The sequence below is a fragment of the Streptomyces sp. Y1 genome (genome assembly GCF_041053115.1).
In the GTDB taxonomy this organism is placed as follows: domain Bacteria; phylum Actinomycetota; class Actinomycetes; order Streptomycetales; family Streptomycetaceae; genus Kitasatospora; species Kitasatospora rubellomurina.
In genome coordinates, this window is the sequence record NZ_CP163445.1 from 854364 (window position 1) to 876335 (window position 21972).

At 72.9% G+C, this 21972-nt stretch carries 15 protein-coding genes; 10 read left to right on the forward strand and 5 right to left on the reverse strand.

The features are described 5' to 3' along the window. Nucleotides 1-10 precede the first annotated feature (10 nt). The 4 genes from AB2U05_RS03500 to AB2U05_RS03515 all read right to left on the reverse strand — a co-directional run bounded on the left by AB2U05_RS03500 (nucleotide 11) and on the right by AB2U05_RS03515 (nucleotide 5657). Nucleotides 11-697: an L-ribulose-5-phosphate 4-epimerase gene (locus AB2U05_RS03500; RefSeq protein ID WP_045696217.1), complete on the reverse strand. Its 687-nt coding sequence runs from the start codon at nucleotides 695-697 to the stop codon at nucleotides 11-13. Further along, on the reverse strand, nucleotides 694-2454 hold the full coding sequence (locus tag AB2U05_RS03505) for a ribulokinase (RefSeq protein ID WP_369182388.1): 1761 nt from the start codon (nucleotides 2452-2454) through the stop codon (nucleotides 694-696). Before AB2U05_RS03505 ends, AB2U05_RS03500 begins: the two co-directional genes overlap by 4 nt. Before the next feature lie 360 nt (nucleotides 2455-2814). Further along, nucleotides 2815-3846, reverse strand: coding sequence for a LacI family DNA-binding transcriptional regulator (locus AB2U05_RS03510; RefSeq protein ID WP_244178758.1), 1032 nt, complete (start codon nucleotides 3844-3846; stop codon nucleotides 2815-2817). Nucleotides 3847-4172: 326 nt separating this feature from the next. After that, the gene (locus AB2U05_RS03515; RefSeq protein WP_369182389.1) at nucleotides 4173-5657 is read right to left on the reverse strand and encodes an arabinofuranosidase catalytic domain-containing protein; all 1485 of its coding nucleotides are present in this window, start codon (nucleotides 5655-5657) and stop codon (nucleotides 4173-4175) included. 348 nt (nucleotides 5658-6005) lie between these two features. Between AB2U05_RS03515 and AB2U05_RS03520 the strand changes: the two genes are divergently transcribed. From AB2U05_RS03520 to AB2U05_RS03565, 10 genes are all read left to right on the forward strand, one after another. Then, nucleotides 6006-7148, forward strand: a complete 1143-nt coding sequence (locus AB2U05_RS03520; RefSeq protein ID WP_369182390.1) for a substrate-binding domain-containing protein — start codon at nucleotides 6006-6008, stop codon at nucleotides 7146-7148. Continuing rightward, nucleotides 7145-8713: a sugar ABC transporter ATP-binding protein gene (locus AB2U05_RS03525; protein WP_369182391.1), complete on the forward strand. Its 1569-nt coding sequence runs from the start codon at nucleotides 7145-7147 to the stop codon at nucleotides 8711-8713. The genes AB2U05_RS03520 and AB2U05_RS03525 overlap by 4 nt, the downstream gene beginning before the upstream one ends. Further along, entirely contained in the window at nucleotides 8710-9717 is a 1008-nt protein-coding gene (locus tag AB2U05_RS03530) for an ABC transporter permease (protein WP_045709311.1), read from the forward strand. The genes AB2U05_RS03525 and AB2U05_RS03530 overlap by 4 nt, the downstream gene beginning before the upstream one ends. Nucleotides 9718-10122: 405 nt before the next feature. Beyond that, the gene (gene chvE, locus AB2U05_RS03535) at nucleotides 10123-11217 is read left to right on the forward strand and encodes a multiple monosaccharide ABC transporter substrate-binding protein (protein WP_369182392.1); all 1095 of its coding nucleotides are present in this window, start codon (nucleotides 10123-10125) and stop codon (nucleotides 11215-11217) included. Nucleotides 11218-11338: 121 nt separating this feature from the next. Beyond that, nucleotides 11339-12886: a multiple monosaccharide ABC transporter ATP-binding protein gene (gene mmsA, locus AB2U05_RS03540; protein WP_369182393.1), complete on the forward strand. Its 1548-nt coding sequence runs from the start codon at nucleotides 11339-11341 to the stop codon at nucleotides 12884-12886. A 3-nt stretch (nucleotides 12887-12889) separates the two neighbouring features. Next, nucleotides 12890-14125, forward strand: coding sequence for a multiple monosaccharide ABC transporter permease (gene mmsB / locus AB2U05_RS03545; protein WP_369182394.1), 1236 nt, complete (start codon nucleotides 12890-12892; stop codon nucleotides 14123-14125). Nucleotides 14126-14531: 406 nt separating this feature from the next. Then, on the forward strand, nucleotides 14532-17186 hold the full coding sequence (locus AB2U05_RS03550; protein ID WP_369182395.1) for an RICIN domain-containing protein: 2655 nt from the start codon (nucleotides 14532-14534) through the stop codon (nucleotides 17184-17186). Nucleotides 17187-17393: 207 nt separating this feature from the next. Continuing rightward, nucleotides 17394-18332, forward strand: coding sequence for an expansin EXLX1 family cellulose-binding protein (locus tag AB2U05_RS03555; RefSeq protein WP_369182396.1), 939 nt, complete (start codon nucleotides 17394-17396; stop codon nucleotides 18330-18332). A 131-nt stretch (nucleotides 18333-18463) separates the two neighbouring features. After that, nucleotides 18464-18994, forward strand: coding sequence for a SigE family RNA polymerase sigma factor (locus tag AB2U05_RS03560; RefSeq protein ID WP_045696204.1), 531 nt, complete (start codon nucleotides 18464-18466; stop codon nucleotides 18992-18994). Further along, nucleotides 18991-19785, forward strand: a complete 795-nt coding sequence (locus AB2U05_RS03565) for a hypothetical protein (protein ID WP_369182397.1) — start codon at nucleotides 18991-18993, stop codon at nucleotides 19783-19785. Before AB2U05_RS03560 ends, AB2U05_RS03565 begins: the two co-directional genes overlap by 4 nt. Nucleotides 19786-19912: 127 nt before the next feature. Here AB2U05_RS03565 and AB2U05_RS03570 read toward each other — a convergent pair whose 3' ends face one another. Beyond that, the gene (locus AB2U05_RS03570; protein WP_369182398.1) at nucleotides 19913-21946 is read right to left on the reverse strand and encodes a fructose-specific PTS transporter subunit EIIC; all 2034 of its coding nucleotides are present in this window, start codon (nucleotides 21944-21946) and stop codon (nucleotides 19913-19915) included. Between the last annotated feature and the right edge of the window lie 26 nt (nucleotides 21947-21972).

Sequence of the window (21972 nt, forward strand, 5' to 3'; positions counted from 1 at the left end):
GGGTGGCTCCTTACCGGGCCTGGGGCTGGCCGTAGACGTTCTGGTAGCGGTGGTTGAGGCTGTCGATGTCCGCCTGGGCGATCGGCAGGGGCTCGCCGAGCTGGCGGGAGAGGTGGACGGTGCGGGCGACGTCCTCGCACATCACGGCGGCCTTGACGGCGGCCCTGGCGTCCTTGCCGATGGTGAAGACGCCGTGGTTCTGCATCAGGACGGCGGGCGAGCGGTGGCCCCGGAGGGTGTCCACGATGCCGCGACCGATCGAGTCGTCGCCGATCAGGGCGAACGGGCCGACCGGGATCTCGGCGCCGAACTCGTCGGCCATCGCGGTCAGGACGCAGGGGACGGCCTCGCCGCGGGCCGCCCAGGCGCAGGCGTAGGTGGAGTGGGTGTGGACCACCCCGCCGACCTCGGGCATGGTGCGGTAGACGTAGGCGTGCGCGGCGGTGTCGGAGGAGGGCGCGTGCTCGCCCTCGACGACCTTGCCGTCCAGGTCGCAGACGATCATGTTCTCGGGCGACAGCTCGTCGTAGGACACGCCGCTGGGCTTGATCACGAGCAGGTCCTCGCCGGGGACGCGGGCGGAGACGTTGCCGGCGGTCCAGACCACCAGGCCGTAGCGGACCAGCTCCTGATGGAGGTCGCTGACCTGGCGGCGGATCAGGTCGACCGTCGTGCCGGTGGTTTTGTTCGCGTTCACAGGGCCTCGCTCGGGGTGGTGAGGGCGGCGTTGCGGATGTCGCGCAGGCGGTGCAGCAGCTTGTCGGCGCCGAGTCCGAAGTGGTCGTGCAGGGCGCGGTATTCGGCGAAGAGGCGGTCGTACGCGTCGGCGGCGGCCGGGTCGGTCCGGTAGGCGCCCTGCCGCACCCGGCCCATGGCGGCGGCCGCGGTCCGGACGTCCGGGTACGCCCCGGCGGCGACGGCCGCGTGGATCGCGGAGCCGAGCGCCGGGCCCTGCTCGGACTCGGCGACCGAGACCGGGCGGCGCAGCACGTCGGCGTGGATCTGCATCAGCAGGGCGTTCTTCTTGAGCCCGCCGGTGACGATGAACTCGGTGACGGGGACGCCGCCCTGCTCCAGGGCCTCGACGATGACACGGGTGCCGAAGGCGGTGGCCTCCAGCAGGGCGCGGTAGACGTCCTCGGGGCGGGTGGCCAGGGTGAGTCCGACGATCACGCCGGAGAGGTGGTGGTCGACCAGGGTCGAGCGGTTGCCGTTCATCCAGTCGAGCGCCACCAGGCCGTGCGCGCCCACGGGTTGGTCGGCGGCCTTGCGGGTGAGCAGCCGGTGCAGGTCCTCGCCGTTCGCCTCGGCCTCGGCCAGGTAGTCGGCGGGCACGCCCTGGCGCAGCCACCAGGCGAAGATGTCGCCGACGGCGCTCTGGCCCGCCTCGTAGCCGTAGGAGCCGGTGACGATGCCGTCCTCGACCACGCCGCAGATGCCGGGGACGTCGGCCAGGGTGGCGCCGTTGACCACGTGGCAGGTGGAGGTGCCCATGATGGCGAGGAGTCGGCCGTTCTCGACGGCCCTGGCCGCGGGGGCGGCCACGTGGGCGTCGACGTTGCCGGCGGCGACCGCGATGCCGGCGGGAAGGCCGGTCCACCGCGCCGCTCGGGCGCTGAGCGAGCCGACCCGCGAGCCGAGCGGGGAGAGCGGGTGTTCCAGGCGGGTGCGGGCGAAGTCCGCGAAGTCCGGGTGGAGCGCGGCGAGGTAGTCCTCGCTCGGGTAACTCCCGTCCTGGTGAATGCCCTTGTAGCCGGCCGTGCAGGTGTTGCGGCTCTCCGTGCCGGTGAGCTGCCAGACGATCCAGTCGGCGGCCTCGATCCAGCGCTCGCACGCGGCGTAGACGGCCGGGTCCTCCTCCAGCACCTGCAGCGCCTTGGCGTACTGCCACTCGGCCGAGATCCGGCCGCCGTACCGGGAGATCCACTTCTCGCCGCGGGCGTGGGCCAGCGCGTTGATCCGGTCCGCCTGGGGCTGCGCGGCGTGGTGCTTCCAGAGCTTGGGCCAGGCGTGCGGGCGGGAGGCCCAGTCGGGGGTCTCGGCCAGCGGGGTGCCGTCCGCGAGCACGGGCAGGACGGTGCAGGCGGTGAAGTCGGTGGCGATGCCGATGACCTGGGCGGGGTCAACTCCGGCGGCGGTGAGCGCGGCCGGGACGGCGGTGCGCAGCACCTCGCGCCAGTCCGCCGGGTGCTGCAGCGCCCAGTCGGGCGGGAGCGGGCGGCCGGTGCCGGGCAGCTCGTGCTCGATGACGGCGTGCGGGTAGTCGTGGACGGCGGTGCCCAGTTCCTCGCCGTCCCGGACCCGGACCACCACGGCGCGGCCGGAGAGCGTGCCGAAGTCGACGCCGACGACGTACCGGTCGGCCCGATCGGCCCGATCGGCCTGGTCCGTCTGATCGGCCGGGTCGGCCTGATCGGTCCGGTCGGCGTCGGGAGTAGCAGGGATCACGGTCACGTGCTCATCCTTCGTACGCGAGGCCTGCGTTGTGACCTGTCGCCGGTGCGTCCTCGACCGGGGCAGGGCGGACGGCACCGGCGACAGGCTTCGTTCCGCTACCTCTCCCTCAGAAGAACGGAACGTTTGACCGCCGGCCGGGCGCACGGAAGCGGGAAGCAGTGGGCCCGGCCGGCGGAGCGGTGAGAAGCGTCATTGTTAACGCTCACGGAGATTGTTAGCGCTAACAAACGACGTGTCAAGGGAAGTTCACGGGCGGAACCCGAGACACCGGGAGCTCAGCGGTCGGGTCGAGCCGGGGTCGGCCGGGGTCGGGTCGCGTCGGGTCGCCGAGCCGCGGAGCGGCTACGTGCCACCGGCTCAGCGCCATGCGGGCGGGCCGACGCTGCGCCGCACCACCATCTCCGGGGTGATCTGCACGTGGGCCGGCGAGGGCGCGGCCCCCTCCAGCTCCCCGACGAGGAGTTCCAGGGCCCGCCTGCCGAGTTCACCGAAGTCCTGCCGCACCGTGGTCAGCGGCGGGGTGAAGTAGGCGGCCTCCGGAATGTCGTCGAAGCCGATGACGCTGATCTCGTGCGGCACCGACCGGGCGGCCTCGTGCAGGGCGCGCAGCAGGCCGAGGGCCATGTGGTCGTTGGCGCAGAACACGGCGGTGACGTCGTCCAGTCGGGCGAGCCGCAGCCCCGCCTGGTAGCCCGAGCGGGCGCTCCAGTCGCCGCGCTGCACCTCCGGCACGGGGGCGCCGGCCGCCCGCAGCGTGAGGCGCCAGCCCTCCTCCCGGTCCCGGCTCTCCAGCCAGTTGGCCGGCCCCGCCACGTGGTGCACGGTGCGGTGGCCCAGGTCCAGCAGGTACCCGGTGGCCTCGCCGGCGCCGTAGCCGTTGCTCACCGAGACCATGGGCACATGGGTCTGGTTGCCCGAACCCACCGCGACGAGCGGCACCGAACTCGACAGCTTGGCCAACGGGCTGACGGAGGAGGTCTGCGGCGCGATCACCACCACGCCCTCCACCCCCTGGTCGCGCAGCCGGTCGACGGCCTCCTGGACCGAACGGCCGTCCAGGGAACGCAGACTGGTCACGCTCACGAAGTACCCGGCGCTGCGCGCGGCCCGCTCGATGCCGTCCAGCATCGAGGCGGGGCCGTACAGGGTCGAGTCGAAGCTGACCACCCCGAGGGTCTGCGACCGGCGGGTGACCAGCGTGCGGGCGGCGGAGTTGGGCCGGTAGTCCAGTTCCCGTATGGCGGCCAGCACCCGGTCCCGGGTGTCCGGCCGGACGTGCGGGGCGCCGTTGAGCACCCGGGACACGGTCTGGTGGGAAACGCCCGCCAGTTTCGCCACGTCCGCCATCACGGGCTGGCGCTGTTCCGTCCCGGCGCTATCGGTTCCCACTCGCAGTCCCCTCCTCGGCTGTGGACCACAGTACGCGACCAGGTCCAGGCCAATCCGTCACCCTCGGTTCAACCGGCGGTTTCTCTTCATACCAGCCGCGCAGGCTGCTGACATGTGCCAATATCGCCAAGTTAACGCTCACACCTCTTCCGTGGAGGCGGTTTCCCCCGTCGCCGCCCCGCGCCCCGCCGCCCCCGCCGCCCCACCGTCCGCAGGCCGACTGCGGGCCGATTGCGGGCCGATTGCGGACCGACTGCGGGCCGACTGCGGCCGGGCCCCGGCTCCGCGGGGACGCGGTGCCGGGGCCCGGCCGGGTGCGCCGGGGCCTACCCGAGGGCCCACTTCTGGTTGTCACCGCCCCAGCAGCTCCACAGCTGGACGGGCGTGGCGTCGGCGGTGAGCCCCCCGGAGACATCGAGGCAGCGGCCGGATGGGACGCCGGTCACGCTGCCGTCCGAGTTGAACTGCCACTTCTGGTTGGCACCGCCGTTGCAGGGCCAGGTCACCACCTTGGTGCCGTCCGCCGCGCCGGCGCCGTACGCGTCCAGGCACAGGGTGCTGCCGGCGATGTTCACCGTGAGCTGTCCGTCCGCGGTGCGGGTCCAGGTCTGGTTCGCGCCGCCGGAGCAGCCGTAGATCTGCGCCTGCAGCCCGGGCGTGCTGGAGGCGTTGGGGACGTCCAGGCACTTGCCGGAGCCGGTGCCGCGCAGCGCCCCCGTGGCGGGCCCCGAGGAGGTGGCGTAGCCGGCGGCGACGATGTTGTCCTGGACGGCGTTCTCGGTGGCCTCGGACGGGTAGCCGGAGGTCATCACGCCCTCGTAGAAGGTGCCTCGGGCGCCGTTGCTGTTGTCGCCGCCGATGCCGAGGATGATCGCGCCCTCCTTGTGCATCGGGTTGTAGCCCGACGCGTTCGGGCGCGGCCCGGAGTAGAACGTCGACAGCCCGCCGGACTGGGCGTCGCCGGCGCGGATCGCCCACTGGTTCGGCGCGCCCTTGACCATGGCCGTCAGGTAGCGGTGGTTCACCGTCGGGTCGTTGGCGTTGTAGCCCGGGTTGGCCCCGGAGAACAGGCCGTTCTCCAGGTCGGCCATCACCCAGGGCCCGGGGCCGCTGCCGTAGCCCCAGACCTTGATGGCGCCGAAGTAGATCGCCTCCATGTGACCGTTGCCGGTGTCGGTGCTGCTCGTCTCGGCGTTGCCGTAGTCGAAGCAGCAGCCGCCGTTGGCGTGGCTGCCGTCGAGGATCGCGTACATCCCCTCGGGCTGGTCGCCGGTCGCGACGCCCGAGGTGTGGTTGTTGCGGTAGCCGGTGCCCGGCGCGACGTACACGCCGTAGGCCCGGTGGCCGTTCAGCGTGGTGGGCGCCAGGGTCGCGTCCGCGAGGTTGTCCGGGCCGGGCGCGGCCCCGCCGCCGGGTGCCTGGGTGAGGTGGTTGCCCCGGCCGCTCTGGTCGTAGATCACGGTGATCACGCAGCTGGTGCCGGCGCAGAAGGCGTCCTGCGCGGCGGCGTCGGCGTAGCCGCCGGTGCTCAGGGCGCCGATGTTCTTCAGCGCCTGGTCCGACGAGCGCCGGACCTGGTAGAGCGGCCCGCCGTACCCGGCATACAGGGCGCGGGTGGTGCTGTGCGCGGCCACGCAGGGCGTGCCGCCGGCGGCGTAGATGTCGCACGGTCCCTGGGTGGCCGCCTGGGCCACGCCGCTCGTCGCGGTGGCGCCCGCCAGGGCGCCGACCAGGACGGCGAGGGCCGCCCCGGCCCGGGCGAGGCGGCGCAGCGCGCCGCGTCCCCGGGTCGTTCCGTTGTCGTCACTCATGGTGCCTCCCTGCTCATCGTTGAGCGCGGCCAGAAAGGAAAGTGAGCGCTAACAATCCGCCCCGGGGCAGCACTCTTCAGCCCCGGGCCGGAGGTGGAGGGTTCCTGGACCGGTGACAGTGCCGCACCGACCCTGTGCCGTCAAGGCTTTTGACACATCGCACCGAGGAACGGCCGGTCAGGCCCGCCGGGCTGTCGGTCCGTCATCCCAGCTCGATTGCACGGAGGTTGACGCTGGCCGATGTGAGCGCTCACACTCCACTCCGGCGCAACCGAGCACGGCTGCCGGTTCGCCGCGCCTTTCACCTGCTCCCCCCACCCACCGGCAGCGATCGAGAGGAACCACCACATGCGCGCACCCATCCGCCGACGCCCCCGGACCGTCCGCGTCGCGTCCGCCGCGCTCGCCGTCCTGGCCCTGGCCGTCGGCTGCAGCAAGCAGGGCGCCGGCGACTCCGGCGCCCCCGCCGGCGGCTCCTCGGCCGCCGCGCCCGCGATCCAGGGCGACATCACCTTCAACGACGACAACCTGACCCGCCTCGACGCCGCGCTCAAGGCCGCCCTCCAGGGCAAGGACCTCTCCCGGCTGGACCTGGCCATGGTGGTCAACGTCTCCGTGGACTACTGGAACGCCGGCAAGGCCGGCTTCACCAAGGGCCTCGCCGACCTCGGGGTCAAGGGCACCTTCCAGGCCCCGGCGAACGGCCGCCTGGACCAGCAGCTGTCCATCCTCCAGACCCTGCGCGGCCAGGACATCTCCGCCTTCTCGCTCTCCGCGATCGACCCGACCGCCGTCAAGTCGCCCATCCAGTCCGCCGGTTCGGCCGGCATACCGGTCCTCGCGATCGACTCGCCGCTGCCCGCCGAGGACGGCGCCGCGCTCTACCTCGGCACGCCCAACTACCAGGCCGGCAAGCGCGCGGGCGAGGCGATGAAGACCGCGCTGGGCGGCCACGGCAAGGTCGTGGTGCTGGTGGGCTCGCTGACCGCCTCCAACGCCGTCGAACGCATCCAGGGCTTCGAGGACGCGCTCAAGGGCACCGACATCAAGGTGTCCAACAAGCTCGCCGACAACATGGACGCGGCCAAGGCCCTCACCAACGCGCAGACCGCGATCCAGACCGACCCGGGCGTGACCGGCCTGTACGGCGTCTACTCCTACGACGGCCCCTCGGCCGCCCAGGCGGTGCAGGCCGCCGGCAAGGCCGGGAAGGTCAAGGTGGTCTCGGACGACAGCGACGCCCAGACCCTGACGTTCATCCAGCAGGGCGTCATCCAGGCGACCGTCGTCCAGTCGCCCTACCAGCAGGGCTACACCGGCGCCTACCTGCTGGCCGCCCTCAAGGTCCTCGGCAAGGACGCCACGCTGGCCGTCGTCAAGCCGTTCCTGGAGCCCGACGGCAGCACCCTGAGCTCCGGCGTGGGCGTGGTGACCCCGGACAACCTGGCCGACTTCCGGGCCAAGCAGGCCCAGCTCGGCATCACCGGATGACCGGGCCAGCCGCCCCCGCGGCCGCCCGGCCGGCCGCGGCCCTGCGCGAGGTGCGCAAGAGCTACGGGCCGGTCACCGTGCTGGACATCCCGGAGCTCGACCTGATGCGCGGTCAGATCACCTGTGTGGTCGGGGAGAACGGCGCCGGGAAGTCGACCCTGATGGGCGTGCTGTCCGGCACCGTCTCCCCCACCGCCGGGGAGGTCCTGGTCGCGGACCGCCCGCTCCAGCCGGGGCGGCCCGACCACGCGAAGGCGCTCGGCGTCAGCCTGGTGGCGCAGGAGTTCCCGCTGGTGGGCCGCCTCAGCGTGGCCGAGAACCTGCTGCTCGGCCGGCGCACCCGGTCCGCCCCCGGTGCGGGGAGGCTGCGCCGGGCCCTGTTCGACCGCGCCGGCACCCGGCGCGAGGCCCGCGAACTGCTCGCGGACATCGGCGTCGAGGGCATCGACGTCGACCGGCCGGTCGAGCAACTGCCCGTTCCGCTGCGGCAGATGATCGAGATCGCCAAGGCCTGGGGCAACCGGCCGCTGGTCCTGATCCTGGACGAGCCGACCTCCTCGCTCGGGCCGGTCGAGGCCGGGAAGGTCCTCGCCCTCGCCCGGCGCCACGCCGCGGACGGCGGCGCGGTGCTGTTCATCGGCCACCGGCTGGACGAGGTCCGGGACATCGCCGACCGGGTCGTGGTGCTGCGCGGCGGCCGCCTGGTCGCGGACCTCGGCCCGGCCGAGGCCACCGAGGCGCGGCTGATCCGCGAGATGGTCGGCGGCGAGCTCGCCCGCGACGCGGCCGTGCGCCCCGTCCCGGCGGCGGCCCGCACCGTCCTGACCGCCCGGGGGCTGACGGCGGACGGCCTCGGCCCGGTCGACCTGGACCTGCGGGCCGGCGAGATCGTGGGCGTGGCCGGACTGATGGGCTCGGGCCGCAGCCGGCTCCTGCACACCCTGATGGGCGCGCAGCCGCGCACCGGCGGCGAGGTCGAACTGGGCGGGCGCCGCTTCCGCCCGCGCCACCCCGCCGACGCCGTCGCCGCGGGCATCGGCCTGGTGCCGGAGGACCGCAAGGAGCAGTCCCTGCTGCTGGCGCACCCGGTGCGCTGGAACGCGACCCTGGCCACCCTCCGGCGCGACTCCTGGCACGGGGTGCTCACCCCCGGCGGCGACCGTGCGCGCTCACAACGGATCGTGGACGGCCTGGGCGTCCGGCTGCACAGCCAGGAGCAGCCGATCGGCGACCTGTCCGGCGGCAACCAGCAGAAGGTCGTGTTCGGGCGCTGGCTGCACGCCACCCCCGACGTGCTGCTGCTCGACGAACCCACCCGCGGCGTCGACGTGGGGGCCAAGGCCGAGATCTACCGGCTCATCGACCGGGCCGCGGCGGACGGGCTCGCCGTCCTGGCCGCCTCGTCCGAACTGGAGGAACTGCTGTGGATCTGCCACCGGATCCTCGTGATGGCCCACGGACGGATCGTCGCGGACCTTCCGCGCGAACACTTCGGCAAGGAGCGGATCATGACAGCGGCCACCAGCCGGCCGGAGCCGGCGGCGCACGGGGAGGGTTCCGCATGAGCACCGAGACCGCTCCCGCCCGCCGGTCCACGGCGGCGCCGGCCCGGAGCCGGCTGCGCGCGCTGGTCGACACCCCGGAGGTGGGCGTCGTCCTCGCCTGCGTCGCCGTGTTCGCGGCGCTCGCGCTGGCCCGGGACACCTTCGCCAGCGCCGTCAACCTCCAGGGCATGGGCGCCGACCTGGCCCAGTACGGGCTGATCGCGATCGGCGAGTCGCTGGTCATCCTGACCGGCGGCATCGACCTGTCGGTGGGCGCCCTGCTGGGCACCAGCGTGATCCTGATGTCCTGGTTCAACGTCCGGGCCGGCCTGCCCGCGGGTCTGGCCGTCCTGGCCACCCTGGGCATCGCCGGACTGGTCGGCCTGCTCCACGGACTGGCCGTCACCCGGCTGCGGATGCCGCCGTTCGTGGTCACGCTCGTCACCTACACCGTGGCCCAGGGCGTGACCCTGGCGATCACCTCCGGCACCTCGATCGTCGGCATCTCGCCGTTCTTCGGCGACGTCGGCCAGAGCTACCTGGCCCAAGTCCCGGTGCCGCTGGTGCTGTTCGCGGTGGTCACCGCCGCCGCGTGGTTCTTCCTGGAGCGCACCTACGCCGGGCGGCAGGTCTACGCGGTCGGCGGCAACCCCGAGGCGGCCCGGCTGGCCGGCATCCGCGGCGACCGGCGGGTGGTCTCGATGTACGTGACGTCCTCGCTGGTGTCGGCCTTCGCCGGGATGCTCGTGCTGGGCCGGATGGGGGTCGGCTCCGCCAGCGGCGTCGGCGTCGGCTGGGAGCTCTCGGCGATCGCGGCCGCGGTGATCGGCGGGGTCAGCCTGACCGGAGGGCAGGGGCGCGTGCTGGGGATCGTCGCCGGCGCCGTCCTGCTGGAGCTGATCAACAACGGGCTGACGACCCTTCAGATCAACTCCAACTACACCGACATCGTGCTCGGTTGCGTCCTCGGCCTGGCCATCACGGCCGACCGGCTGCGCGCCAGGCGGGTGGCCAGGAGGTCCTGAGCCCTCGATCGCCCCGGCCCGCCCCCGCCCTGCCCCGGCGGGGGCTCCGCCGTGCCCCGGCGGGGGTTCCGCCCGCCCCGCCGGCCCGGCACCTCACCGTGCCGGCCGCCGCGCTCACGGGCAATTCGCCGAACGTTCATCGAAGGCGGTCCCGGAGAACCTTCCCGCAGATGGAGCGCACCCGGAGTGCCGACCGGGCGGGGCACCGCGATCCAACGGTGATCCAAGAGCCCTTGACGCCAAACTTGTTAGCGTTAACACTTCATGTCACGCCAGGCCAGAGCTACCGTCATCCCGACGTTCCACAGCACGCGGGACCGCTCCGGCCGGCCCCGCTCGACCGCTCCCGGTCGCCCATCCAGGGGCGCATCGTCCCGGTCGCGGAACATCATCACTGGAGGAACTGTGCGGAAGCTTTCAGCAGGCCTCGTCGCGGTGGGCCTGGCGCTCTCGCTGGCGGCCTGCGGGCAGAGCGCCAACGGAGTCGGCGACGGGGCGGCCAAGGGCGACGCCAAGGGCGGACTCGTCGGCATCGCGATGCCGACCAAGTCGTCGGAACGCTGGATCAACGACGGCACCAACATGGTCAAGGAGTTCCAGGCCAAGGGCTACAAGACCGACCTGCAGTACGGCGACAACGTGGTGGAGAACCAGGTCGCCCAGGTGGAGAACATGATCACCAAGGGCGCCAAGCTGCTGGTGATCGCCGCCATCGACGGCTCCTCCCTCACCAACGTGCTGCAGAAGGCCGCCGACGCGCACATCCCGGTCATCTCCTACGACCGGCTGATCCGGGGCACCCAGAACGTCGACTACTACGCGACCTTCGACAACTACAAGGTCGGCGTCCTCCAGGGCGGCTACATCGCCGACAAGCTCGGCCTCAAGGACGGCAAGGGGCCGTTCAACATCGAGCTGTTCGCCGGCTCGCCGGACGACAACAACGCCACCTTCTTCTTCAACGGCGCGATGAGCGTCCTCAAGCCGTACATCGACCAGAAGAAGCTGGTCGTGCAGAGCGGCCAGACCGACTTCAACCAGGTCGCCACGCTGCGCTGGGACGGCGGCCTCGCCCAGTCCCGCATGGACAACCTGCTGAGCAAGGCCTACACCGGCGCCCACGTCGACGCCGTGCTGTCGCCGTACGACGGCATCTCGATCGGCATCCTCTCCTCGCTCAAGGGCGTCGGCTACGGCAACGCCAAGTCCCTGCCCGTCGTCACGGGCCAGGACGCCGAGCTGGCCTCGGTGAAGTCGATCATCGCGGGCGAGCAGACCCAGACCGTCTACAAGGACACCCGCCAACTCGCCAAGGTCGCCGTCCAGATGGGCGACGCGCTGCTGACCGGCGGGAAGCCCGAGGTCAACGACACCACCCAGTACAACAACGGCGCGAAGGTCGTCCCGGCCCAGCTGCTCCAGCCGGTCAGCGTCGACAAGGACAACTACCAGAAGGTCCTGGTCGACAGCGGCCAGTACACCGCGGACCAGCTCAAGTAGCCGGTGGGGCCCCGTTCGCGGGGCCCCACGCCGAACCGGCGGCGCGGCGGCGCCCGGGTCGATCCCCGGGCGCCCGAGGGCTCCCCCACCGCACCGCCCCGATCGATACGGACGCACACCCATGGCCGGACCCGTTCTCGAAATGCGGTCGATCAGCAAGTCGTTCCCCGGTGTCAAGGCGCTCTCCGAAGTCAACCTGAGCGTCGCCGCCGGCGAGGTGCACGCCATCTGCGGTGAGAACGGCGCCGGCAAGTCCACCCTGATGAAGGTGCTCAGCGGGGTCTACCCGCACGGCAGTTACGAGGGCGAGATCCTCTTCGAGGGCGAGCCCTGCCGGTTCAGGGACATCCGGGCCAGCGAGCAGCGCGGCATCGTGATCATCCACCAGGAACTCGCCCTGGTGCCGTACCTGTCCATCGCCGAGAACGTCTTCCTGGGCAACGAGCACGCCACCCGGGGCATCATCAGCTGGCACCGGACGCTCACCCACGCCGCCGACCTGCTCCGGCAGGTCGGTCTGGCCGAGAGCCCGCACACCCGGATCGCCGACCTCGGCGTGGGCAAGCAGCAACTGGTCGAGATCGCCAAGGCGTTGGCCAAGAAGGTCAAGCTGCTCATCCTGGACGAGCCGACCGCCGCGCTGAACGACGAGGACAGCCGCAAGCTCCTCGACCTGATCCTGGAGCTCAAGGCGCAGGGCATCTCCTGCATCATCATCTCGCACAAGCTCAACGAGATCGCCCGGGTCGCCGACGCCGTCACCATCCTGCGCGACGGGCGGACGATCGAGACGATCGCGATCGGCCCGGAGGGCATCTCCGAGGACCGGATCATCCGCGGCATGGTCGGCCGGGACCTGGAGCACCGCTATCCCGAACGCACCCCGGACATCGGCGAGGTCGCCTTCGAGATCGAGGACTGGACCGTCCGGCACCCGATCGACCAGCAGCGCACCGTGGTGGACGGTGCCTGCCTGAACGTGCGGCGGGGCGAGATCGTCGGCATCGCGGGCCTGATGGGCGCCGGCCGCACGGAGCTCGCGATGAGCGTCTTCGGCCGCTCGTACGGGCGCTGGAGCCGCGGGCGGGTGCTGCTGCACGGCCGGGAGGTCCGCACCCGGACGGTGCCGGAGGCGATCGGGCACGGCATCGCCTACGTCACCGAGGACCGCAAGCACTTCGGCCTCAACCTGATCGACGACATCAGCCGGAACATCTCGCTGAGCGCGCTCGGCAAGGTCGCCCGGTACGGCCGGGTCGACCGGCACGAGGAGAGCAAGGTCGCCGAATCGTTTCGGCGGACCATGAACATCAAGGCCCCGAGCGTGTTCACCACGACCGGCACGCTCAGCGGCGGCAACCAGCAGAAGGTCGTCCTCAGCAAGTGGATCTTCGCCGAGCCGGAGGTGCTGATCCTCGACGAGCCCACCCGGGGCATCGACATCGGCGCCAAGGCGGAGATCTACACCGTCGTCGCCGAGCTGGCCGCCCAGGGCAAGGCCGTGCTCGTCATCTCGTCCGAACTCCCCGAACTCCTGGGCCTGTGCGACCGGATCTACACCATGGCCGAAGGCCGGATCACCGGCGAGGTCGCCCGCGCCGACGCCACCCAGGAATCCCTCATGCGGCTCATGACCATGAGCTCCGCATCCAGCAACGAGCAGGTGTGAGGCATGGCCCAGACCGAGATCATCCCGGACTCCGCCCAGAACGTCCCCGAGCCCGGTCCGAGCCCGTCCGTCGGCTCCGTCCTGGCCCGCGCGCTGCGCGGCAACGTGCGACAGTACGGCATGCTGGTCGCGCTCGCGCTGATCGTGCTGCTGTTCCAGATCTGGACGGACGGCATCCTGCTCCAGCCGCTCAACATCACCAACCTGATCCAGCAGAACGGCTACATCCTCATCCTGGCGATCGGGATGATGATCGTCATCATCGCCGGGCACATCGACCTCTCGGTCGGCTCACTGGCCGCCTTCGTCGGGGCGGCCGCCGCGGTGATGATGGTCGAGCACAACGTGCCGTGGCCGGTGGCGATGGTGGTCGCGCTGGTGGTCGGCGCCCTCGCCGGGGCCTGGCAGGGCTTCTGGATCGCCTACCTCGGGATCCCGTCGTTCATCGTGACCCTCGCTGGCATGCTGCTGTTCCGCGGCGGCACCCAGATCCTGCTGCAGGGCCAGTCGGTGGCGCCGTTCCCCAAGGGCTTCCAGAGCATCAGCAGCGGCTTCCTCCCCGAGGTCGGCCCGCACACCGACTACCACAACCTCACCGTGCTGCTCGGCCTCGCGGTGCTGGCCGTCGCGCTCCTCCAGGAGCTGCGCGGCCGGCGGCAGACCGCCTCGTACGGGCTGGAGGTGCTCCCGCTCGGGCTGTTCCTGGTGAAGCTCGCCGTGATCACGGCGGCCGTGCTCGTGTTCACCCTGCTGCTGGCCAGCTACCACGGCGTGCCGATCGTGCTGCTGATCCTCGGCGCCCTGCTGGTCGGCTTCGGCTACCTGATGCGCAACTCGATCATCGGCCGACACACGTACGCCATCGGCGGCAACGAGCCGGCGGCCAAGCTGTCCGGGGTGAAGAGCAAGCGGGTCGTCTTCCTCGCCTTCACCAACATGGGCGTCCTCGCGGCGCTGGCCGGGCTGGTCTTCGCCGCGCGGCTCAACGCCGGCACCCCGCAGGCCGGCGTCAACTTCGAACTGGAGGCGATCGCCGCCGCCTTCATCGGCGGCGCCTCCGCGAGCGGCGGCGTCGGCACCGTCCTGGGCGCGATCATCGGCGGCCTGGTGCTCGGCGTGCTGAACAACGGCATGTCGCTGGTCGGCGTCGGCACCGACTACCAGCAGGTGATCAAGGGCCTGGTGCTGCTCGCGGCGGTGGGCTTCGACGTCTACAACAAGCGCCGGGCCGGCTCCTGACGCCGGAGCACCCCTGACGCCCTCGCCCTCGGCCGTCCGCCATCGGACGGCCGGGGGCGAGGTGCGTTTCCGGCCCGGTCGGACTTCAGCGGGCCGGCAGCACCAGGACGAGCACGACGAGGGCCGGCCGACACCTGACCGGTCGTGCGGCGGGAGTGCCGGGGCAGGTGGACCGACATGTTGTTCAGGCGCCGGCCCAACCGTCGAGGCGGAGTGCCTCAGGGGCGCGCACACGTCCGCCGGGAAATTCCTTCGACCGTGCGGCAACCCTTCCGCCCACGGCGGCAACTGACGGGTGACACCGAGGGCGAGACGCCCACGGGTCGTCCGATCCGCCGACCGCCGTCGCGCCCCGCCCGCCGTGGCGGGAGCGCGTCGGCGGGGCCGAAGCAAGGAGTAGCCCCCCATGAACGAGACGGATCCCGCGGCGAACGGCCGCGGTCGGCGGCGCGCCCGCCCGGCCCCCGGCGGTGTGCGGCGTCCCCGTGGGCGTCACCGCCGGCGCTGGACCACGCTGGGCCTGGCCCTGGGCGTGCCCGGCGTGCTCGGCCCGTACCTGCTGTTCGTGCAGGCCGACTCCAGGGCCGCGTCGGTGGATCCCGACGCTTACTACACGCTGGTGTCCGTCCGCAGCGACAAGGCGCTGGACGTGCCCGGAGCCGACACGGCCGACGGCGCCTGGATCCGGCAGATGAACCGCGCGGCCGGCGCCGCGAGCCAGCAGTGGCGGCTGCGGCTGACGGGGGACGGCTCCTACGAGCTGGAGAACCGCGGCAGCCACAAGGTCCTCGCGGTGCGCGGGAACTCCACGCAGTCCGCCGCCGCGATCGAGCAGCAGACCGACCACGCCGCCCCCGCCCAGCAGTGGCGGATGCGGGACGTCGGCGACGGCACGGTGACCTTCGCCTCCCGCGCCAGCGGCCTGGTGCTGGACGTGTGGGGCGGCGGCAGCGACGAGGGCGTGCCGCTCATCCAGTACGCCGACCACGGCGGCTCCAACCAGCGGTGGCGGCTGGTCAAGGTGGCCGGCACGGGCGGGTACACCTGGCACAACGCGCAGATCGTCGGCGGCGGCTTCGTCACCGGCCTGGTCTTCAACCCCTCCCGCAAGGACCTGCTGTACGCCCGGACGGACATCGGCGGCGCCTACCGCTGGGACGCGGCCGCCGGGCGGTGGACCTCGCTGACCGACTGGATCGGCGGCGGCGACTGGAACCTGCTCGGGATCGAGAGCCTGGCCACCGACCCGGTCGACCCGAACCGTCTCTACCTGGCCAGCGGCACCTACACCAACGACTGGGCGGGCAACGGCGCGATCCTGCGCTCCACCGACCAGGGCCGTACGTTCCAGCGCACCGACCTGCCGTTCAAGCTCGGCGGCAACGAGGACGGCCGTTCCATGGGCGAGCGGCTGGTGGTGGACCCCTCCGACAACCGCACGCTCTACCTGGGCACCCGCAAGAACGGGCTGTGGCGCAGCACCGACTACGGCGCGACCTGGAGCCAGGTCGGCGGCTTCCCCGTCAAGGACGGTGCCAGCAGCGGGGTCGGCCTGTCCTTCGTCACCTTCGGCCCGGCCGGCAGCAGGACGATCTACGTGGGGGCGGCCGACAGGTCGGCCTCGCTGTACCGCTCCACCGACGGCGGCGCCACCTGGCAGGCCGTCCCCGGCCAGCCGACCGGCCAACTGCCGCAGCACGGCGTGCTGTCCGGCGACGGCTCGCTGTACCTGACGTACACCGACGCGCCCGGCCCGAACGGGGTGACGGCCGGCTCGGTGTGGAAGTACGCGCCGTCCACCGGGGCCTGGAGGAACGTCTCGCCGTCCAGCGGCGGTTACGGCTTCGCCGGCCTGGCGGTGGACCCGCAGCACCCGGCCACCGTGATGGTCAGCACGCTGGACCGCTGGTGGCCCTCCGACGAGCTGTACCGCTCGACCGACGGCGGCGCCTCCTGGAAGGCGCTGGGCGCGAGCTCGCAGCGGGACGACTCGGCGGCGCCGTACGTGGGCACCGGCATCGGGCACTGGATGGGAGCGCTCACCATCGACCCCTTCGACTCCGGGCACGTGCTGTACGGCACCGGTTCGGGCATGTGGGGCAGCACCGACGTGACGGCGGCGGACAGCGGGCGCCCGACGCACTGGAACATCCCGGCCAAGGGTCTGGAGGAGACCGCGACGCTCGCGCTGGTCAAGCCGCCCGGCCAGCCGCTGATCAGCGCGCTCGGCGACGTCAGCGGGTTCCGGCACGAGGACCTGACGAAGGTCCCCGCCAAGGCGCTGAGCGGGCCGCTGTTCACCAACACCACCGGCATCGACTTCGCCCAGCGCAGGCCGGAGTTCGTGGTGCGGGTCGGCCTCGGCGGCGCGCAGCACGGCGCCTGGTCGGGCGACGGCGGAGCGAACTGGGCGCCGTTCGCGACGGCGCCGGTGGGCGACGCGGGCGGCGGGTCGGCGGCCGTCTCGGCGGACGGCGGCACCGTGGTGTGGACCCCGGCGGGCCGGGCGCCGTTCCTGTCGACCGACCGCGGCGCGTCCTGGTCGGCGGTGTCCGGCCTGCCCAGGGACGCGGCGGTGGTGGCCGACCGTTCGGCGGCGGGCACCTTCTACGCCCTCAGCGGCGGCACCCTGTACGCCTCCACCGACGGCGGGTGGCACTTCGCGGCCCGGGCCACCGGGCTGGGCGACGGTCAGCTCAGGGCCGTCCCGGGTGTCGCCGGTGACCTGTGGATCGCCGGCGGGGGCAACGGGCTGCGGCACTCCACCGATGGCGGGGCGAGTTTCCGCACGCTCGACGGCGTGGCGCAGGCGGGCGCCGTCGGCTTCGGCAAGGCCGCGCCCGGTGCCGGCTACCAGGCCCTCTACCTGAGCGGGAAGGTCAAGGGCATCACCGGCCTGTTCCGCTCCACCGACTGCGGGTCGACCTGGACGCGGATCAACGACGACCAGCACCAGTTCGGCGGGAGCGTCATCAACGTCGTCTCCGGCGACCCCGACGTCTACGGCCGGGTGTACCTGGGCGGCTACGGGCGCGGCGTGGTCTACGGCGACCCGTCCTGACCGGCCCGGGCGGAGGTTGGCGGCGCGGAGCCGCCCACCTCCGCCGGTTCCGAGAAACCTGCGCCGGAGCGGCAACCTTTCCGCCTCCGGCGACCACTGGTCGGTGCGAGGTCGATTCGACCCTCCGCAGTCGAGCTACCGAAATGGACGGGAATGAAGGCAACGAAGCATGCCGCCCCACCGCCGAACCGCAGGCGTGGGCTGGTCATGGGCATACCGTTGGCGCTGGTGGCGGTCGGTGTGCTGGTCCTCCTGGCCTTCGCGCTGCTGCCGGGCGGCGGGAGCGGCGGGGCCGGCGGGGCCTCGGCGGAGCCGGCCGCCGCCTCCGTCGCGGCCACCGAGCCGGGCACACCGCCGGCCACACCGCCGGGCACCGGCACCCCGACCGGCCCCACGCCCTCGACGGCACCGCAGTCGGCCGCCTCCCCCTCGCCCTCGGCCACTCCCACGCGGCGGCCGTCGGCCACCCCGTCCCCCTCGGCCGCCACCAGCAGCAGTGCCCGCACCGCTCCGGCGCCCGCGTCCCTGAGCGGGCGGATCAAGCCCGGCGCGAGCTACCAGGGCGTCGCGACGTCCTACGACGCCGCCGACGGCAACGGCGCCTGCTCGTTCGGCCCGTCCGACGACCTCATGGTCGCGGCGATGAACCACACCGACTACGAGACGTCCAGGGCGTGCGGGGCGTCCGTGCTCGTCCGCGCCGCCAACGGCGCGAGCATCACGGTGCGGATCGTCAACGACTGCCCCCTGCCCTGCGCGCCCGGGCAGCTCGACCTGAGCCACGAGGCCTTCGCCAAGCTCGCGGACCTCTCGGTGGGGCGCCTGCCGATCACCTGGACGCTGCTGAGCCCGGGCACGGCGCCGGACACGATGTCGATCCGGTACAAGGTCGGATCCTCCCAGTGGTGGTGCGGGCTCCAGGTGATCGGTCACCGGAACCCGGTGGCGGCCCTGGAGGTCCGGACCGGGGACGGCTGGCGGCAGCTGACCCGCACCGACTACAACTACTTCCTCTCGCCGGACGGCACCGGGTGCGGCGGGGCGATCAGGGTCACCGACGTCTACGGGGAGCAGCTGACCGTCGACGGGATCGCGGTGAAGCCGGACGTCGTCCAGCCGACCCGCGTCCAGTTCGCCCGGCATTGACCGCGCCGCTGGTCGGGCGGGGGGCGGCGGTCGCCGACCGGGGCGACCACCGCCCCGGCCCGGAACGGCGCGATGCTAGGCTCATGCCGCTTGTTAACGCTCACATTGCAGGGAGAGGGCGACCGGGGCACATGCTCCTCGATGACGCGTCCGCGGAGTTCCACGACTTCTTCGAACGCCACTACGCCGAACTCGCCCGTCTCGCCCACCTCCTGACCGGCGAGACGGACGCGGCCGACGACCTCGCCGCGGACGCCCTGGTCGCGCTGTGGCAACGCTGGGACCGGCTCCGCGCGGCCGACCACCCCCTCGCCTACGCCCGCGGGGTGGTCGCCAACATGGCCCGGGCCCGGATCCGCAGCGCGGTCCGCGAGCGGCGCCGCGTCCTGCTGTTCTGGTCCCGCAGCCCGGAGAGGACCTCCGGGCCCGACGTCGCGGCCGTCCTGGACGTCCGCGAGGCGCTCGCCCGACTGCCGTTCCGCAAGCGGGCCTGCGTGGTGCTGCGGCACGCCTTCGACCTGTCGGAGAAGGACACCGCGGCGGCGCTCGGCATCTCGGTCGGTACGGTGAAGAGTCAGACCTCGAAGGGGATGGCCGAGCTGGAACGCGCACTCGGCGCACGAGCGGTCGGCGAACTGGCGACAGGAAGGAGGAACCGGTGAACGAGCACGAGCACATCGCCCAGCAGCTGCGCGAGGCCGCCGAAGCCCACCAGCCCGACCGCGCGAGGATGCTGGCCCGCGTGCAGCGCGGAGCGGCCGGTCCCGCCGTCCGCCACCGCACCCGCTCGGGCCTGCGGTCGTGGCCCAAGGCCTCGATCGCCGCCCTGGCCGCCGTCGGCATCCTGGCCACCGGCACGCTCGCCGTGGCGGCGGTGTCAGGACTCGTCCAGACTCCGACGCCGCCGGCCACCACCGCTCCGGCCACCCCCTCCCCCGCGGTCACGCCGACGCCGACCCCGTCCGCGCCTGCGCCTGCGGCCACCGCCGCCCCGGCGCCGGCCCCCGCCACCGCCGCCCCGACCAGCCCGCGCCCGGCCCCGTCCGCCGGCAACCGGGCCCAGAACGGGCCGCTGTGGTCGGAGGGATCGGTCGACCCGCACAGCACCGTCTACTGGGGCCAGGACAACCTCCTCCTCAGGACCGCCCAGCCGCTCACCTCGCTCACCGTGGAGCTGCGCGTCGCCCAGACCGGTGACGTACGGGACACCGGCACCTGGCGGACCCTGCCGGCCGACGACTTCACCGTCACCGTCCAGGAGTCCGGCGGCGCGCTGGTCTACCGCTGGGTCCTCAAGCCGGGCCGCACGGTACCGGCGGGGCAGCACGAGTTCGCCTGCCAGTTCAACCACGCCACCGGCGTGCGCGCGGCCGGCGGCGACGGCTACCGGGTCGAGGCCCAGTCGGCGGGCGGCGCCGCGTCCGTCTCCGGAGGCCTCGCCCCGGCCCGGTGAGCGGCCGGCCCAGCATCCGGAGGCCGCGTGGGGTCCTCCGCGCCGGACACGACAAGGGCGCCCGCTCCGAGGAGCGGGCGCCCTGAACCGGCGGGGTCGTCCCGGCCGTACCTCACGGGCCGTCCGGTCAGGCGCCGACCAGCACCTTCCCGTCGACGGCGGAGTCCGCGTCGGCCGCGGCGGTGCCCTTGCGCATCCCCTTGAGCAGGACGACCACCGCCGTGGTGACCACCGTGCCCGCCACGACCGCGACCAGGTACAGGAACGGGCTGCCGATCAGCGGGAGCACCCAGATCCCGCCGTGCGGCGCGCGCAGGGTGGAGCCGAAGGCCATCACCAGCCCGCCGGCCGTCATGCTGCCGACGATGTTCGCCGGGATGACCCGCAGCGGGTCCGCCGCCGCGAACGGGATCGCGCCCTCGGTGATGAACGAGGCGCCGAGCACCCAGGCCGCCTTGCCGTTCTCCCGCTCCTCGGGACTGAACAGTCCCCGCCGGACGACGGTGGCCAGGGCCATGCCCAGCGGCGGGGTCATCCCGGCGGCCATCACCGCGGCCATCACCTTGAGGCTGCCGGCGTCCGGGGTCGTGCCCGCGGTGGTGAGCGCACCCGCCGCGAAGGTGTAGGCGACCTTGTTGAGCGGACCGCCCATGTCGAAGGCCATCATCGCGCCGAGCAGCAGGCCGAGCAGGATCGCGTTGGAGCCGGAGAGGCCGTTCAGCCAGTCGGTCAGGCCGCGCATCGCCGAGGCGATCGGCGAGCCGACCAGCACGAACATCAGGAAGCCGACCGCCGCCACCGACAACAGCGGGATCACCACGACCGGCATGATGCCCCGGACCGCGCGCGGCACGTTCCAGCGGATCATCCACAGCACCAGGAAGCCCGCGGCCAGGCCCGACACGATGCCGCCGAGGAAGCCCGCGCCGACCGCCACCGAGACGGCGCCGCCCGCGATGCCGGCGGCCAGTGCCGCCCGGTCGGCGATCGCCCAGGCGATGTACCCGGAGAGGATCGGGACGAGGAAGCCGAAGGAGGTCTTGCCGGTCTGGAACAGCATCGCCGCCCAGCTGTGCGAGGACGTCCAGTCGAAATGGCCCAGCACGGACGGCGCGGAGGCGATCCGGTACCCGCCGATGGCGAAGGCGAGGGCGATCAGCAGGCCGCCCGCCGCGACGAACGGGATCATGTAACTGACGCCCGTCATCAGGTACTTGCGCAGCCGCTCGGCCCAGTGCCCGGCCGACGACGCGCCCGACGAGGCGCCCGCCGGTGAGCTCCCCGCGGCGGCCGGGGCGGCGGCACGCGCCCCGCTGCCGGCCTCGGCGACGACTGCGGCGGCCTGCGCGACCAGGTCGTCGGCGCGGTTGACGGCGGCCTTCACGCCCACGTCCACGGTGGGCTTTCCGGCGAAGCGGGCGCGGTCCCGGACCTCGACGTCGTGGGCGAGGATGACCGCGTCGGCGGCCGCGATCACCTCGGGGGCCAGCACCGTCGTCCCGGCCGAGCCCTGGGTCTCGACCTGGATCCGTGCGCCCGCCCGGGCGGCGGCCAGTTCGAGGGCCTTGGCGGCCATGTAGGTGTGGGCGATGCCGGTCGGGCAGGAGGTCACCGCGACCAGCCGCAGCCCGCCGTCGGCGGCGGGGTCCGGCTCCGGAACGGCGGCCGTTTCCCCAACAGCGACCGTTCCGGGAGCGGCGGCCGGCGCCTCCTCGCCGTTGACCAGGGCCGCGACCGCGCCCGGGCTCGCGGCATCGCGCAGGGCGCCCGTGAACGCGGGGTCCATCAGTCGCCGGGCCAGCGCGGCGAGGATCTGCAGGTGGGCGTCGTCCGCGCCGGCCGGTGCCGCGATCATGAAGATCAGGTCGGCGGGCCGACCGTCCGGGGCGTCGAAGTCCACGCCCCTGGTGCTGCGGCCGAACGCCAGGCTCGGCCGCGTGACGTGGGCCGACCTGCAGTGCGGGATGCCGATCCCGTCTCCCATCCCGGTCGGGGCCTGGGCCTCGCGGGCGGCCACGTCGGCGAGGAAGCCGTCGAGGTCGGTCACCCGGTCCTCGGCGACCAGCCGCTGGGCGAGCGAGCGGAGGGCTTCGCCCTTGTCCGCGGGGGCGAGGTGGAGATCAACGAGTGCGGGTGTGATCAGTCCGCTGGTGTCGTTCATCGTGTCGGTCCTTCGACTGGTGCCTG